This is a genomic window from Aeromonas sp. Marseille-Q7275 (assembly GCF_965119515.1).
Map to the genome: position 1 here is coordinate 20991 of NZ_CBCPLW010000011.1, position 14273 is coordinate 35263.

The following is a 14273-nucleotide window of genomic DNA, read 5'->3' on the forward strand; positions in this document are numbered from 1 at the left end:
AAAGGGGGCCTGCCGCGCCGATGGGAGAGGGGCCAGGGCCGTCCGTCGCCCGGCTCACAGCAGCCCCTGGATGGCCCCCGCCAGATCCTCGGGTTTGGTCTGGGGGGCGAAGCGGTCCACCACCCGGCCCTCCCGATCAAGCAGGAACTTGGTGAAGTTCCACTTGATGGCCTCGCTCCCGAGCAGCCCAGGCTTTTGCTGCTTGAGCCAGCGATAGAAGGGGTGGGCCTGCTCACCGTTGACCTCGCACTTGGCCATCAGGGGGAAGCTCACCGGGTAATCGATGGAGCAGAACCTGGCTATCTCCTCGGCATCGCCGGGCTCCTGGTGGCCGAACTGATCGCAGGGGAAGCCCAGGATCACCAGTCCCGCCGGGCCAAACTGGCGATGAAGCGCCTCCAGCCCGGTGTATTGGGGGGTAAAGCCGCAGCGGCTGGCCACGTTGACCACCAGCAGGACCTTCCCTTGCAGGGCGTCACCGGGAAACTCGCTGCCATCGAGTCGTTGCAGGGGGATAGTGGGCAAGGGCATGGCGCTCTCCTGAGTCATGGATGCAGAGGGAGACCCGTTTCGGGCCTTGTTTTCACGTTAGCGGGCCAGGGGCGGCGGGGCAAGGGGAAATCGGCGCCCGGGGCCAGGCCCTTATTGATGGCGGGACTTCTCAAGAGAAGCAATCCGGTTTGTGCCAAGGGGGGGAAGTCGCTACAAAGCGCACTCTCTCCACTCGCTGCGAGTCAATCTTGGACTATCAAGCCGTCATGGATGCCATTTACACCCGGGGATGGGTGATTGTGGATGATTTCTTAACCGCCGCCGAGGTGGATGCCTTGCGGGCCTGCCTGCCGGGGGAGTGGCAACCTGCAGGGATTGGGCGGGAGGGGCTGCATCAGGGCAACCCTGAGATCCGCCGTGATCAGATCCACTGGCTGGATCCCGACCTGGGCGCCCCCGTGGCCGACTATCTGGCCCGCATGGAGTCCCTGCGTCTGGCGGCCAATCGCAGCCTGATGCTGGGGCTGTTCGACTACGAGGCCCACTTCGCCCGCTACCGCCGGGGCGACTTCTATGCGACCCACCGCGACGCCTTTGCCGGGCGCTCCAACCGCCGTCTCACCTCGGTGTTCTACTTGAACAACGGCTGGCAGCCCCAGGCGGGGGGCGTGCTGCGGGTCTATGACAACGACGAGCAGTTTCTGATGGATGTCTCCCCCAAGGGGGGGCGGCTGGTGCTCTTCCTGTCGGAGGAGTTTCCCCACGAGGTACTGCCCGCGAGCGAGGAGCGTTACAGCATCGCCGGCTGGTTTAGGGTCAATGGCAATGGCGCCGGGCGGGTCGATCCCCCTCGCTGAATCCGTTTCGTCCCGTTTTTGACACAGGCGCCGCTTTTTACGGGCCAGGATGGGGGGATGGCGCCCCCATCGGCTGACAAGGCTTCCTCTCCCTTGCTACACTGGCCGCACTTATGTTCGTATCTGGCTTCGCCCGTTGTTTGGTGCGCAGGTCGCGCAGCCGGATTTTCCCCGGCCATGACGAAGCCGCTTCTCCCAAGGGATCACATCTAATGAAGAACATGCATGTCTTGCTGCTGTGCGGCGGCGGTGGCGCCGAGCACGAAGTCTCTCTGCGCAGTGCCAATTTCCTCGAACAACAGCTCGGTCTTTTGCCTGGGGTTGAAGTGACCCGGGTCGAGATGTTTGCCGACCGCTGGCTCAGTGCCGACGGCCGCGAGTGCAAGCTGGGTCTGGACAAGCTGCTCTCCTTTGACAGCGTGGCCCGTCCGGTGGACTACGTGGTGCCCTGCATCCACGGCTATCCGGGTGAGACCGGCGATCTGCAATCCTTCCTCGAGCTGGCCGGATTGCCTTATCTCGGTTGCGATGCCGAGGCGAGCAAGATCTGCTTCAACAAGGTCAGCACCAAGCTGTGGCTCTCCGCCATCGGCATTCCCAATACCCCCTATCTGTTTTTGACCGAGCAGGGCGACGAGGCGCTCGCCGAGGCGAAAGCCGCGCTGGCCAAGTGGGGCAAGGTGTTTATCAAGGCGGCCTCGCAAGGGTCATCCGTGGGCTGCTACTCCGCCAGCAACGAGGCGGAGCTGGTGCAGGGGATCAAGGATGCCTTCGGTTACTCCGAGCAGGTGCTGATCGAGAAGGCGGTCAAGCCCCGCGAGCTGGAAGTGGCTGTCTACCAGTATGGCGACGAGCTGGTGGCCACCTATCCCGGGGAGATCTGCGTGCCCCAGGACAAGTTCTACACCTATGAGGAGAAGTACAGCAGCGCCAGCCACACCGAGACGGCGCTCAAGGCCGAAGGCTTGACCCAGGCCCAGTCTGACGCCATCCATGCCTACTCCCTCAAGGCCTTCCGCCAACTGAAGTTGACCCATCTGTCGCGCATCGACTTCTTCCTGACCGAGGATGGCGAGATACTGCTGAACGAGATCAACACCTTCCCGGGCATGACCTCCATCTCCATGTTTCCGAAATTGCTGGAGCATCACGGTCATAGCTTCGCGGCCTTCCTCGAGCAGAATCTGCGCCCCGTCTGAGGGGGCTGACAAGGCATGTCAACAAGCGAGGGGCCCAAGGGCCCCTCTGTCGTTTCTGCGGTGTTGCATGGTCCTCAGGGCTGCTGGCAATCCCCGGGAAAGGGTGTGAACAGCCAGATGTGCGCCCCTTGTGGATCGGCGATGAGCACCAATGTAGCGCTGTCGTCATGACCCTCAGGGTTGCTGGCAATCCCCGGGGAAGGGGGTGAACAGCCAGATGTGCGCCCCTTGCGGATCGGCGATGAGCGCCATGCGCCCGACGGTGGGGATGTCCATGGCGGGCACCACCAGGCTGCCGCCATGCTGGGTCACCCTGGCGAGCCTAGCGTCCACGTCATCGACCGCTATGTAGGTCGCCCAGTGGGGCGGCACGCCAGCCATCTGGGGGTTGTCCCGGGTGGACTGCACCCCGGCCACCGGTCGGCCGTTGACCACCAGCATGGGGTAGTTGCCCCCCTCCATCTCCATGAGCTGACTCTCCCAGCCGAGCACCTCAGCGTAGAAGCGGATCCCGGCCTCGCCGTCCGGCACATAGAGCTCGTGCCAGGTAAAGGTGGATCCTTCGGCCAGGGCGTGCTCCCTGGCCATGTCTGGTTCTGCCATCTTGTCCTCCTTGTCCCATCGGCCTTCCCGTGCGTGGGATGATGGGATGAGGACCAAGTATAGAGCGGCGCATCGGGCCTGTGCGTCTGGCTGGGCAGATGCCGCGCACCTTGCTCCCGGCAGACCCGCCCGCTACAATCTGCCCCCTTTTTCCCGCAGACCCTGTCGCCGAGCCGCGCCCCATGAAGCCCATCCCCGATCATGCCGTCAATCGCCTGCGCATCTGGCGCAAGAGCATCTCAACCCGTCCCTTTCTCGCCCGTGGCGGCAGCGTGCCCCGCTGCGAGGCCTGCCAGCTGCGTCATGCCTGGTGTGCCTGCGAGTGGCGCCCCGAGCTCAAGGCCGAGGCGGGCTTCTGCCTGCTGATGTATGACAGCGAGCCCATGAAGCCGTCCAACACCGGCCGTCTCATCGCCGATGTCTTGCCCCAGACCACCTGGGCCTTCCTCTGGAAGCGCACTCAGCCCCATCCCGAGTTGCTGGCCCTGCTGGCGGATCCCGCCTGGCAGCCCTATGTGGTGTTCCCCGCCTGCGAGAAGAACCCGGCCCGGGTGACCGAGCAGGTGGCCCTGGCCCCTGGCAAGAAGCCGCTCTTCATCCTGCTGGACGGCACCTGGCCCGAGGCGCGCAAGATGTTCAACATGAGCCCCTATCTGGATGGCTTCCCCGTGCTGTCGGTGCGGCCGGATGCGCTCTCCACCTATGGTATGCGGGTCGCTCACTGCGATGAGCACCTGTGCACCGCCGAGGTGGCGGCCTGTGTGCTGGAGGTGGCCGGCGAGCTGCAGGCAGGGCAGGCGTTGCAGCACTGGTTCAATCTGTTCAGCAGCCGCTACATGGCGGGTCGGGTCAGCCGGGCCCCGGGCGAGGATGAAAGCTCGCTGTTGCAGGCCCTGGAGGCGATCAAGGGGGAGGTTGCCGAGTCTGCCGCTGATCGGGGCGAGGCCAGCGTGGCAGTGCAGGGTTAACCGGTTCGGTTGCACGGCGAGGGCAGGGGGCGGGCATCATAGGACAAGCTGATCGCCCCAAGTGCCGCGCCAGTGATCGGGAATGGGTGGGATCGGATCCACCGCTTGCCACTGTTTCGTTAGCTTTCGCAGTCGATGCTAAGGTGGCGACCTATTGATGAAAATCAGGAATTGGATCGATCGCCTGCCACTGCGCGTTCGCTTTGGCAGCCGATGGCAAGGCAGTGTCATCATTGATGAAAATCAGGAATTGGATCGATCGCCCGCCACTGTGGCGTTCGCTTTGGCAGCCGATGGCAAGGCAGTGGCATCATTGATGAAAATAAGGAATCAATTGGCTGCCATCGTTTCGTTAGCCTCATGAGCCCGCCCCCGTTAGGATAGCGACCTGCATTGTGCTCAAACAGGACACCCGGGATTGCCGGATGGCCGCATCACACGAGGTTTATGGATGGAACTGGAACTGCTCACCCTGGTTGCCCTGTTCGGGGTCGCCCTCATCGCCGGCTTTATCGACGCCATCGCCGGAGGCGGCGGCCTGCTGACGGTGCCGGCCCTGCTTGCCACCGGCATGCCGCCCGCCCTGGTGCTCGGCACCAACAAGTTGCAGAGCAGTTTTGGCTCCTTCTCCGCCACCTGGTTCTATGCCCGCAAGGGGTTGCTGGAGTGGGCCATCATCTGGCCGGCGGTCATCTGCACCTTCATCGGGGCAGCCATCGGCAGCCTGGCGGTGCAGACCATAGACGCCGCCATCCTGGAGCGCCTGCTGCCCTTCCTGCTGATGGCGTTCGCCTGTTACTTCTACTTCTCCCCCAGGGTGAGCGATGCGGAGAGCCAGCGCCGCCTCACCCCCATGCTGTTCGCCCTGCTGGTGGGGGGCGGGGTCGGTTTCTATGACGGCTTCTTCGGCCCAGGCACAGGCTCCTTCTTTGCCATCGGCTTCGTGGCCCTGGCGGGCTTTGGCATGGCGCGGGCCACGGCCCACACCAAGCTGCTCAACTTCACCTCCAACATCGCCTCTCTCCTGTTCTTCGCCCTCGGCGGCAAGGTGGTGTGGAGCGTGGGCCTGTGCATGGCGCTGGGTCAGTTCATCGGGGCCCGCTTCGGCTCCAAGCTGGTGTTGATCAAGGGGGTCAAGCTCATCAAGCCGCTGCTGGTGACCGTCTCCCTGCTGATGTCCGCCAAGCTGGTGTGGAGTCAGTACCCAGAGCTGTTCAGCTGGCTGGTCTGAGTCAGCGCTGGCCTTGGCTCACCCGGGCGAAGTGGGCCCGGATCTCCTCGACCAGTCGCTGGATCCGCAGCCGCTTGAGGCTGCTTGGCCGATAGACCAGGTGCAGCGGGCGCGCCAGCCCCGGCAAGGTGCGCGCCCGTTTTCCCTGATCCCCCACCAGGGCCAGCAGACCGGCCGGCAGCAGCACTGGGCCTATGCCCGCCTTGGCCAGCTCGATCAGCGCCAGGTAGGAGTCGAGCTCCATGGCCGGCACCAGCCCGAGCGCGGCCAGGGGATCCCGCAGATAGCGATTGGAGGGGTTCTCCAGATCCATGGTCAGGATCTTGCACAGCGTCTCCTGCACCCGGGTTTCCTCACCCGGATCTCTTGGCGTCAACGGCTTGCCACTCGCCCCGTCTGGCGAGGCGCCTCTGTGATCCGGCTGCGGCGGCTCCTCCTGATCGTCCCCCACCAGATAGAAGGGCTCCTCCAGCAGCAGCTCGGCGCACAGGCCGTGGCCGGGGGGCAGGCGGCCGGCGCAGATGCCGAGCAGGGCATCGCCACCGCGTACCCGCGTCAGGATCACCGGGGTGTGGTGAGTGGAGAGGGCCAGGTGGGGATCCCGGCCAAGGTAGTCGTGCATGAAGCGGGCGAGGTAGCCTGCCAGCAGGGTCTCTGAGCAGGCGACGGGCAGGGGGGTCTGGTCGGTGAGGGTCTGGCTGTCCGCCAGCACCCCCTTCATCTCGGCGAGGCTCGGGGCCACCCGGGCGAGCAGCTCCCGGGCCTGGGGGGTGAGGCGAGTCTGGCGGCCATCCGGCTCGATGAGCCGCTTGCCAAGGCGCTGCTCCAGCTGGGTGATGCGCTTGCTCACCGCCGACTGGCTGATATAGAGGCGGCTCGCGACCTTGGCCATGGTGCCCTCGCTCGCCAGCAGGCAGAGTGTCTCCAGCCCTTCCAGTAACATGCTTCCTCCGTTCAACCGCTGTTGGGAGGGCCTACCTTAGGGGCTGCCGGCATCAGGGGCAAGTACCGTTTGTAGCCCTCGATAACGGCCAGCGCCACGCCCTGACGGGCGGGGCGAAGATCACCAGGTTGCCGACCAGGCTCACCACCACGCCGACGATGGAGACCGTCTGCCAGACGAAGCCCTCATAGAGGGTGGAGAGGCTCAGCGCCACCAGGGGGAACAGCACGGTGGCATAGGCGGCCTTGCTGGCGCCGATGCGCCCCACCAGGGTGAGGTAGGCGGTGAAGGCGATGACGGAGCCGAAGATGGCCAGATAGACCATGGCCGCGAGGTAGCGGGGCTCGGTCGGCAGGGTCAGGGACTGATCGAGCACCATGACCCAGCCCAGCAGCAGCGCCACCCCGTACACCATGCCCCAGGGCACCATCTGCAACACCTGATAGCCCTGGCGCTGGCCACGGGCAGAGACAAGGTTCCCGAGGGAGAAGCAGAGGGTGCCGCCGCAGGCGAATAGCAGCCCCTTCCAGCCGTTTGCACCCAGTTGCGCATCCGCCAGCACGGGCCAGAACAGCAGCAGTGTGCCCATGAGCCCCAGCAGCGACCCCTGCAACCAGCGCAGGCCCGGGCGCTTGCCCTCGAACAGCCAGAGGTTGAGGCCGTTGAAGATGCTGGCGCTGGCGAAGATCACCGCCGACAGGCCGCTCGGGATATAGAGGGTGGCGTGGTAGAAGCAGAGAAAGTTGGTGGAGAAGAGCAGGGCGCCGAGCAGGGCCGCATAACGCTGGCCCGCCCAGGGCAGGCGCGGGAACTTGCCGCTTAACGTGAGCAGGGCAAAGAGCGCCAGCGCCGCCAGGGCGAAGCGATAGAGCACAGAGACCTCGATGGGAATGGGGCCGAGCTGCCAGGCGATGGCGATCCAGGTACTGCCCCAGATGAGGACGGTGGAAACATACAGCAGGAGATTCATAAGCGGATCCGATGAAAAGGGGAGTGACATGGGGATCAGCATGGGCCCGATGGCCCGCCCTGGCTTGCACCATCTTGCGGTTTTTTGTGGCCGGCAGCAGCGCTTGGCGAGCAGCCGCGATAAGATGACGGCACGGGAACAAGGATGAGGCAGACAGGTGCAGCAGAGACGACAGGCGGGGGTGTTCGATGCCCTGGTCAGCACGGGGGCGCGGCTGGAGGACTCCTGCTGGCTGGAGCCCGGGCTCGGGGTGGCCAGCTGGCGCAACCGCTACGATCAGACCCGCTACCACAAGCCGGGTCACCACACCATCAGCGTCTATCTGCAAGGGGGCGAGCAGACCGAGCGCCTCGACGGTCCCGGCGGCCACGGCGGCACCGGCAAGGTGTGCATCATGCCGGATCACCACAGATCCGAATGGCTGGTGCGCGAGGAGTTTCGCTTCTTCCACCTCTACTTCACCCCTGAGCACCTCTGCCGCATCGCCGAGCAGGTGTGCGACAAGGAGGGGCGCCACCTGGTGTTGCAGGACAAGACCTTCATCGAGGATCCCCAGGCCGCGGCCCTGGTGCAGGCACAGCTGATGAAGCTGGACTGGCAGCACGGGGTCGATCGCATGGCGCTCTCCCACGGCGCCTGGATGCTGATGCTCCATGCCTATCGCCACCATACCCGGGAGGCGCCTGGGCTCCCCGAGGTGCGGGGCGGCCTGGCCCCCGCGGTGATCCGGCGGGTGCAGGAGTATCTGCTGGCCCACCTGGCCGAGCCCGTCACCTTGAGCGAGCTCGCCCGGGAGGCGGGCCTGAGCGAATATCACTTCGCCCGCATGTTCGGCCAGAGCCTGGGTTGCCCGCCCCACCGCTACCTCCAGGGGCTGCGGCTGCAGCGGGCCAAGCAGTTGCTGGCGGGGAGCGATCCCCTGGCCAGCATCGCCGCCCAGTGCGGTTTCTCCTCCCAGGCCCATTTTGGCAATCGCTTTCGGGAGGCCTTCGGCCTGAGCCCGGGGCAGTGGCGGGCCCAATTGTCATTCTCCTGTCACAGATAACGCTGAGACTCTGGGTGAAAGAGGTGTACCCTCTACCACTTACCCATAAAAAGGAATGCCCATTGAATCATCGCAAACGTCAGACCCGCACCCGCCACCTCTGGTTCAGCCACTGGAATGCTCCTCAGGATCGCGCCTGCCTGCCCACCCCTCCCGAACCCGTAGTGCCTCACAGTTCCCGCTGAAAACCCCAAGACCCGATAGGATTTTGCCGGCAACTTTGCCACTATTGCGCCATCAGGATGGACTGGATATGGCCGCATGTTTCTGGAACGCATTGAAGTCAAAGGTTTTCGCGGGATAAATCGGCTCTCGCTCGGGCTGGATCACACCACGGTGCTCATCGGTGAGAATGCCTGGGGCAAGTCCAGCCTGCTGCGCGCCCTCTGGTGCCTGCTGGGGGATGCCGAACCCTATCAATTCAGTCGCGATGATTTCCATCAGCCCGAAGATCCCGAGCTGAGCCCGTCGCGCACCCTGCAACTGGTGCTCACCTTCAGCGAGTACCGTCCCCAGATGTGCCAGCACTCCCGCCGATTGGCGCGCCTCGGCGCGGCCTGGATCCCCCACAGGGACAAGTTCCACCGTATTCACTATCGCGCCAGCGCCGAGCTGCTGGACGATGGCAGCGTGCAGAGCACCCATGACTTTCTCGACGGCATCGGCAAGAGCCTGACCATCGACAACAACGAGGAGCTGGTGCGCCTGCTCATCACCATGAACCCCGTGTTCCGGCTGCGGGATGCCCGTACCGCCCGGGACGGCATAGAGCGGCTGCCCTGGGACGATCTCTCCGAGCAGCGGCTCGGGGAGCTCGCCGGCAAGCTGACCGACGAGCCCCAGCGCATCGGCGAACCCGAGCTGAAAGAGGCGCTGCAGGCGGTGCAGCAGTTGATGGAGCACTACTTCAGCGCCCTGGCCCCCATCAAGCACAAGCCCCGCAGCCAGCGGGAGATCGTCAATCGCCCCATGACCCTGCGCAACCCCGGCAACTTGCAGGTGCTGCTGCGCAATGCGGACAACCGGGCCCTGCAACTGGCCATGGCAGGCATGGCCGCCATGCTGCTCCATGCCCGCGGCAACCGCGAGCTGGAGGAGGGGGCCAGGCCCATACTGATGCTGGAAGATCCCGAGAGCCGCCTGCACCCCACCATGCTGGCGCTGGCCTGGGGCCTGCTCGAACAGTTGCCCGGCCAGAAGCTGCTCACCACCAACTCGGGGGATCTGCTCTCTTCCCTGCCGCTCAATCAGGTGCGCCGCCTGGTGCGCCGCCAGCATGACATCCTCTGCCACCAGTTGGGGGGGGAGCGTTACAGCAGCGACGACTTGCGCAAAATTGCCTTCCACGTGCGGATCAACAGGCCCATGTCGATGTTTGCCCGCTGCTGGTTGCTGGTGGAGGGGGAGACAGAGATCTGGCTGCTCTCCGAGCTCGCCCAGATCTGCGGCTACAGCCTGCGGGCGGAAGGGGTGCGCATCATAGAGTTTGCCCAGTGCGGTCAGGCCCCCCTCATCAAGGTGGCCCGGGACTTTGGCATAGAGTGGCACCTGCTCACCGACGGCGACGAGGCGGGTGCCAAGTACGCGAGCTCCGCCCGCTCCCTGCTCAAGGGGGAGCGGGAGCGGGACAGGATCACCCAGCTGCCCTCGGCGGACATAGAGCACTACCTCTACCAGAACGGATTCGAGGCGGTGTTCAGGCGGGAGGCCGGGGTCGGGGGGCGCTCCACCCTCAACGCCGGGCGCATCATCGCCAAGGCCATCCATCACCGCAGCAAGCCCGGCCTGGCCCTGGCCGTGGTGGAGGAGGCGGAGCGCCTTGGCAGCGAACACATTCCTCCCATGCTCAAGCAGATGTTCTCGCGGGTGGTCGCCCTGGCTCGCGGCCAGAGCTAGTCTCGCAGGCGTTGGGGATGGGGGCGGGTTTGGGTATACTCGCCCCTTGTTTTTTGTTGCCGGGGCCCCTTGGCCCTGTCCTCTGTTTGCTGCCGGAGACCCTATGTTCGTCCAACTTCCTTTTTGGCTCTTTTCCCTGACCGGCCTGATGGCCCTGGGGGCCCTGATCGCGCTCGGGATCGTCTTGTGGCGCGGGGATCTCTGCCCGGGCCAGCGCTCGCGGATCACCAACCAGCTCTTCTCCATCTGGGTGATCACCGGCCTCTCCCTGATGCTGGGGATCGAAGCCGGGGTGACCGGCTGGCTTCCATGGTGCGGGGGCACCGCCCTGATCCTGGGGATAGGGCTCTCCCTGGCCCAGTCGCGCCTCGAGGGCAAGCGCGCCATCCCCGCCACTCTGCTGTGGCTGCCCGCCATGCCGCTCGCCCTCTATGGCCTGGGCCTGCTGCAGATCCAGGGCTGGCTGAACGGTGTGCTGCAGATGGTGCTGCTGGGCTCGGCCTTCGCCCACCTGATGCTGCTGCGTGCCCGCCACCGCCTGCAGGCCTTCAACCTGCTGCTGCCGCTGGCGGGGCTGCTGGCCGCCATGCTGAGCCTGATCTGGCTGGCGGTGCTGGTAATCGGGCAGGACAATGGCGCCGGGCTGGATGCCCTGATCCCCGGGGTGCTGACCCAGGCGGGCTTGCTCATCGCCGCCCTGCTGCTCTGGTTCAGCCCTGTCTACCGGCAGCAGGAGACGGCCCCCGTGGTGCTGTCCGTGACCCTGTGCGGTCTCATCATCGCCCAGATAGCGGCGACCAGCGTGCTGCACCAGCTGGCCTGAGCCGTCTCAGGACAAGTCAGGGAGTAAGCCCGCGCCTGTGACCGGCGCGGGCTTTTTCATACATAGAGAGAGGGGAATGGCACGCCGGATCCGGCAGCGCAACCTGGCTGGCGAGGGCCCTGAGCGGCAAGGGAAGCACCTAGTTGACTGAAAAAACTACGGTTTGTTGCAAAAGAACACAGGATGTGATGGTTTAATCCCCGGATAAACTTTTTTTAGGATAATTACTTGCAATCTCAGCGTTGGAGCCTATTATTGGCCCCCTCAGACGCGGGGTGGAGCAGCTCGGTAGCTCGTCGGGCTCATAACCCGAAGGTCGTCGGTTCAAATCCGGCCCCCGCAACCATCTGAGTGTCGACATCGACAACACCCAGAGGGTGACAGCTGATGAAGATGATTCGAACTGGCTACTGCTCGGCCACTTCGGAAAAAAATACGGACGCGGGGTGGAGCAGCTCGGTAGCTCGTCGGGCTCATAACCCGAAGGTCGTCAGTTCAAATCTGGCCCCCGCAACCAACTATTTGTTTTCATGGCTCGGTCTGTACCGCAGCGGTGAGACGAAGACGCAAGCTGATACTGCTCGGCAACTTGCGGGCAAGGTCCGGCAACGGACAGACAATTCGGACGCGGGGTGGAGCAGCTCGGTAGCTCGTCGGGCTCATAACCCGAAGGTCGTCAGTTCAAATCTGGCCCCCGCAACCAACCATTTGTTCTCATGGCTCGGTCTGTACCGCAGCGGTGAGACGAAGACGCAAGCTGCCACTGCTCGGCAACTTGCGGGCAAGGTCCGGCAACGGACACACAATTCGGACGCGGGGTGGAGCAGCTCGGTAGCTCGTCGGGCTCATAACCCGAAGGTCGTCGGTTCAAATCCGGCCCCCGCAACCAACTTATTCTCTTTTCTCCTCCCTGTATCACTCCCGATCCTCCCGTGTATCACCCTGATCCAGCACATTAATTTATGTGGTGGCGATCCATAGTCCCATTTGTTCGGTATCATTCTGGCTTCTGTTCATGGATGAGGCCTCTCCCTGTGATGCACGCTTTCAACTACCTTCCTCCCAAGATAACCATGCAGACCACCACCCTGAACGAGGTGATGGCGAGCGACATTCCCGTCAAACTGCTGCTGGTAGCCGAGACCGGGCGCGACGCCCTGCTGGCGCAACCGGCCTTCGCCGGGGTGGCGTCCCAGATAGCCCTGGGTCTGCCGGCCCCTTACCGGCTGGCGGATGATCAGGGTCTGCAACTGGTGATCTTCGTGGACTCAGCCCCCGTTCTGGATCACCGGCTCTACAAGCAGGCTCGCACCTGGACCGCCCCCCTTGCGGGTCTCAAGGCGGCGCAACTGGCGCTGCACCTGGAGGGCTTCGATGAGGCGCCCCGGGCGCTGCTGGCCGAGCTGGTGCTCTCCACCCTGCTGGCGGCCGATGTGCCGCTGCCCACCCACAAACGCGCCGACGAGGCGCCCATCGGCTATCAGAGCCTGACCCTGTCTCCCCCCTGCGTCCTGGATCTGGCCCGCATCGAGGCCGAGGCGCAGGGCAACGGGCTGGCCCGTCACCTGGCCGTGCTGCCCGCCTCAGAGCTCAATGCCGGCAGCTACCGTGCCTTCGCGCGGCAGCTGGCGCAACAGGAGGGCTGGCAATGTCAGGAGTTCGACGAGGCGGCCCTCGCCAAGCTCGGTGCCGGCGCCTTCCTGGCGGTGGCCAGGGGCTCGGAGGACAACCAGGCCGCCATCGTCAGGCTCAGCTATTGCCCGGCCAATCCGGTGCGCCGCATCGCGCTGGTGGGCAAGGGGATCTGCCACGACTCCGGGGGCTATAACCTGAAAGTGGGTGGCAGCATGTATGGCATGCACCTGGACATGGGGGGCAGCGCGGTGGCGCTCGGGACCCTGCATGCCATCAGCCGGGCCAGGTTGCCCGTTGAGGTGCACTGCTGGCTCGCCATCGCCGAGAACCACATAGGCCCCAAAGCCTACCGACCGGGGGAGGTGGTGACCGCCCTCAACGGCACCACCATAGAGGTGGTGGACACCGACGCCGAGGGGCGCATGGTGCTGGCGGATGCCCTGGCGCTCGCGGCCCAAGGGGAGCCCGATCTGCTGATCGACTACGCGACCCTGACCGGTGCCTGCAAGCGGGCGCTCGGCAGCCGCTACAGCGGCGCCTTCACCAATCGCCCCGACTGGCTTCCCGAGCTGATACGCCTGGGGCAGCAGAGCGGTGAACGGATCTGGCCCTTCCCGCTGGACGAGGATTTCGACGACAACCTCGATAGCGAGTGGGCCGATCTGTTACAGTGCGCCCCGGGTAGCTCGCCGGATCACATCGACGCCGCCCGCTTCCTCAGCCGCTTCGTGCCCGGGCAGACCCCCTGGTTGCACCTCGACCTGAGCGGTTTTCGCAACAAGGGGGGCAACGGCGTGGTCGGCAGCGAAGTGACCGGGTTTGGCGTCAGGCTGTCGCTGACGCTGCTTGCCAGCCAGCTCGGCATGGTCGAGCCCGCCACATGAATGGCCAAGTACAACCAATAAGGACAAGCGTGAAACAAGCAAGCTATGACTGGGTGCTGTTCGATCTGGACGAGACCCTGCTCGATTTCCCGGTCGCCCAGGCACTGGAGCGCACCCTGCAGATCTATGGCGTGACGCCGACGCCCCCCAGGATGGCGGCCTATCACGAGCTGAACCACAGGCTGTGGCAGCAATACAACTCAGGTGAGATAGACGCCACCCAACTGCAGCAGACCCGTTTTTCGATGTTTGCCGAGCAGGTGAACGTGGCGCCCATGGCGATGAATGACACCTTCCTGCAGCAGATCATCGCCCTGAGCGTGCCGCTGGAGGGGGTGGAGCAGACCCTGCTGGCCCTGAAGAGCCGGGTCAGGATGGGGATCATCACCAATGGTTTCAGCCTGCCCCAGCGCGGTCGTCTCGACAAGCTGGGCTGGAACGAGTGGTTTGAGCCCCTCGTTATCTCCGACGAGGTGCAGGTGACCAAGCCGGCTGCCGCCATCTTCCAGCACGCCCTGGATCTGATGGGGCAACCGAGCCCGGCGCGGGTGCTGATGGTGGGGGACAACCCCAAGACCGACATCGCCGGTGCCGCCGCCCAGGGGCTGGCGACCTGCTGGTACAACCCCGCCCGCCAGCAGGGGCCCTGCGAGGCGACCCACGAGATCCATCACTTCGCCCACCTCTCTGACATAGTGCTGGGACGCTGAGCCCGGCGCCAGGCGAC

General features: G+C 64.8%; 15 protein-coding genes and 4 tRNA genes. 15 read left to right on the forward strand and 4 right to left on the reverse strand.

The features are described from left to right. Window positions 1–54: 54 nt before the first annotated feature. The gene (locus ACWPWQ_RS11920) at window positions 55–531 is read right to left on the reverse strand and encodes a glutathione peroxidase (protein ID WP_202045835.1); all 477 of its coding nucleotides are present in this window, start codon (window positions 529–531) and stop codon (window positions 55–57) included. A 209-nt stretch (window positions 532–740) separates the two neighbouring features. Here ACWPWQ_RS11920 and ACWPWQ_RS11925 point away from each other — a divergent pair, with 209 nt between their 5' ends. After that, entirely contained in the window at window positions 741–1349 is a 609-nt protein-coding gene (locus ACWPWQ_RS11925; protein ID WP_162519117.1) for a 2OG-Fe(II) oxygenase, read from the forward strand. A 212-nt stretch (window positions 1350–1561) separates the two neighbouring features. Next, entirely contained in the window at window positions 1562–2548 is a 987-nt protein-coding gene (locus tag ACWPWQ_RS11930) for a D-alanine--D-alanine ligase (protein ID WP_454009858.1), read from the forward strand. Window positions 2549–2722: 174 nt separating this feature from the next. Here the strand turns inward: ACWPWQ_RS11930 and ACWPWQ_RS11935 are convergent, their stop codons facing one another. Then, complete coding sequence (locus ACWPWQ_RS11935) at window positions 2723–3151, reverse strand: VOC family protein (protein WP_139434326.1); 429 nt, start codon at window positions 3149–3151, stop codon at window positions 2723–2725. 182 nt (window positions 3152–3333) lie between these two features. Between ACWPWQ_RS11935 and ACWPWQ_RS11940 the strand changes: the two genes are divergently transcribed. From ACWPWQ_RS11940 to ACWPWQ_RS11950, 3 genes are all read left to right on the forward strand, one after another. Then, a complete protein-coding gene (locus tag ACWPWQ_RS11940; protein WP_454009859.1) occupies window positions 3334–4119 on the forward strand; it encodes a tRNA-uridine aminocarboxypropyltransferase in 786 nt (261 codons plus the stop codon). A gap of 157 nt (window positions 4120–4276) precedes the next feature. Further along, window positions 4277–4483: a hypothetical protein gene (locus ACWPWQ_RS11945; protein WP_454009860.1), complete on the forward strand. Its 207-nt coding sequence runs from the start codon at window positions 4277–4279 to the stop codon at window positions 4481–4483. 87 nt (window positions 4484–4570) lie between these two features. Further along, a complete protein-coding gene (locus ACWPWQ_RS11950) occupies window positions 4571–5350 on the forward strand; it encodes a TSUP family transporter (RefSeq protein ID WP_202045833.1) in 780 nt (259 codons plus the stop codon). Between the two features lies 1 nt (window position 5351). On the opposite strand, the gene ACWPWQ_RS11955 is transcribed toward ACWPWQ_RS11950, so the two are convergent. After that, the gene (locus ACWPWQ_RS11955; RefSeq protein ID WP_454009861.1) at window positions 5352–6293 is read right to left on the reverse strand and encodes a LysR family transcriptional regulator; all 942 of its coding nucleotides are present in this window, start codon (window positions 6291–6293) and stop codon (window positions 5352–5354) included. A gap of 52 nt (window positions 6294–6345) precedes the next feature. Next, entirely contained in the window at window positions 6346–7263 is a 918-nt protein-coding gene (locus ACWPWQ_RS11960; protein WP_454009862.1) for a DMT family transporter, read from the reverse strand. A 157-nt stretch (window positions 7264–7420) separates the two neighbouring features. Between ACWPWQ_RS11960 and ACWPWQ_RS11965 the strand changes: the two genes are divergently transcribed. The 10 genes from ACWPWQ_RS11965 (at window position 7421) to yjjG (ending at window position 14256) form a co-directional block, all read left to right on the forward strand. Next, window positions 7421–8308: a helix-turn-helix domain-containing protein gene (locus ACWPWQ_RS11965; protein WP_139434330.1), complete on the forward strand. Its 888-nt coding sequence runs from the start codon at window positions 7421–7423 to the stop codon at window positions 8306–8308. A gap of 62 nt (window positions 8309–8370) precedes the next feature. Beyond that, window positions 8371–8493, forward strand: coding sequence for a hypothetical protein (locus ACWPWQ_RS11970; RefSeq protein ID WP_262110571.1), 123 nt, complete (start codon window positions 8371–8373; stop codon window positions 8491–8493). A 76-nt stretch (window positions 8494–8569) separates the two neighbouring features. Then, window positions 8570–10204, forward strand: coding sequence for an ATP-dependent endonuclease (locus tag ACWPWQ_RS11975; RefSeq protein ID WP_139434331.1), 1635 nt, complete (start codon window positions 8570–8572; stop codon window positions 10202–10204). Window positions 10205–10307: 103 nt separating this feature from the next. Further along, window positions 10308–11027, forward strand: coding sequence for a hypothetical protein (locus ACWPWQ_RS11980; protein ID WP_454009863.1), 720 nt, complete (start codon window positions 10308–10310; stop codon window positions 11025–11027). Between the two features lie 269 nt (window positions 11028–11296). Beyond that, window positions 11297–11373: transfer RNA gene (locus ACWPWQ_RS11985), tRNA-Met, on the forward strand. Window positions 11374–11467: 94 nt separating this feature from the next. Continuing rightward, window positions 11468–11544, forward strand: a tRNA-Met gene (locus ACWPWQ_RS11990). A 109-nt stretch (window positions 11545–11653) separates the two neighbouring features. Continuing rightward, a tRNA-Met gene (locus tag ACWPWQ_RS11995) sits at window positions 11654–11730 on the forward strand. Window positions 11731–11839: 109 nt separating this feature from the next. Then, a tRNA-Met gene (locus tag ACWPWQ_RS12000) sits at window positions 11840–11916 on the forward strand. Window positions 11917–12061: 145 nt separating this feature from the next. Then, window positions 12062–13546: a M17 family metallopeptidase gene (locus tag ACWPWQ_RS12005; protein WP_454009864.1), complete on the forward strand. Its 1485-nt coding sequence runs from the start codon at window positions 12062–12064 to the stop codon at window positions 13544–13546. 29 nt (window positions 13547–13575) lie between these two features. Then, window positions 13576–14256: a pyrimidine 5'-nucleotidase gene (yjjG, locus tag ACWPWQ_RS12010; RefSeq protein ID WP_202045828.1), complete on the forward strand. Its 681-nt coding sequence runs from the start codon at window positions 13576–13578 to the stop codon at window positions 14254–14256. Window positions 14257–14273 lie beyond the last annotated feature (17 nt).

Excerpts from the sequence above, each read along its gene's own strand:
- ACWPWQ_RS11920 (WP_202045835.1), bottom strand. The coding sequence starts at position 531 with ATGCCCTTGCCCACTATCCCCCTGCAACGACTCGATGGCAGCGAGTTT.
- ACWPWQ_RS11930 (WP_454009858.1), top strand. The coding sequence starts at position 1,562 with ATGAAGAACATGCATGTCTTGCTGCTGTGCGGCGGCGGTGGCGCCGAG.
- ACWPWQ_RS11935 (WP_139434326.1), bottom strand. The coding sequence starts at position 3,151 with ATGGCAGAACCAGACATGGCCAGGGAGCACGCCCTGGCCGAAGGATCC.
- ACWPWQ_RS11940 (WP_454009859.1), top strand. The coding sequence starts at position 3,334 with ATGAAGCCCATCCCCGATCATGCCGTCAATCGCCTGCGCATCTGGCGC.
- ACWPWQ_RS11945 (WP_454009860.1), top strand. The coding sequence starts at position 4,277 with ATGAAAATCAGGAATTGGATCGATCGCCTGCCACTGCGCGTTCGCTTT.
- ACWPWQ_RS11950 (WP_202045833.1), top strand. The coding sequence starts at position 4,571 with ATGGAACTGGAACTGCTCACCCTGGTTGCCCTGTTCGGGGTCGCCCTC.
- ACWPWQ_RS11955 (WP_454009861.1), bottom strand. The coding sequence starts at position 6,293 with ATGTTACTGGAAGGGCTGGAGACACTCTGCCTGCTGGCGAGCGAGGGC.
- ACWPWQ_RS11960 (WP_454009862.1), bottom strand. The coding sequence starts at position 7,263 with ATGAATCTCCTGCTGTATGTTTCCACCGTCCTCATCTGGGGCAGTACC.
- ACWPWQ_RS11975 (WP_139434331.1), top strand. The coding sequence starts at position 8,570 with ATGTTTCTGGAACGCATTGAAGTCAAAGGTTTTCGCGGGATAAATCGG.
- ACWPWQ_RS11980 (WP_454009863.1), top strand. The coding sequence starts at position 10,308 with ATGTTCGTCCAACTTCCTTTTTGGCTCTTTTCCCTGACCGGCCTGATG.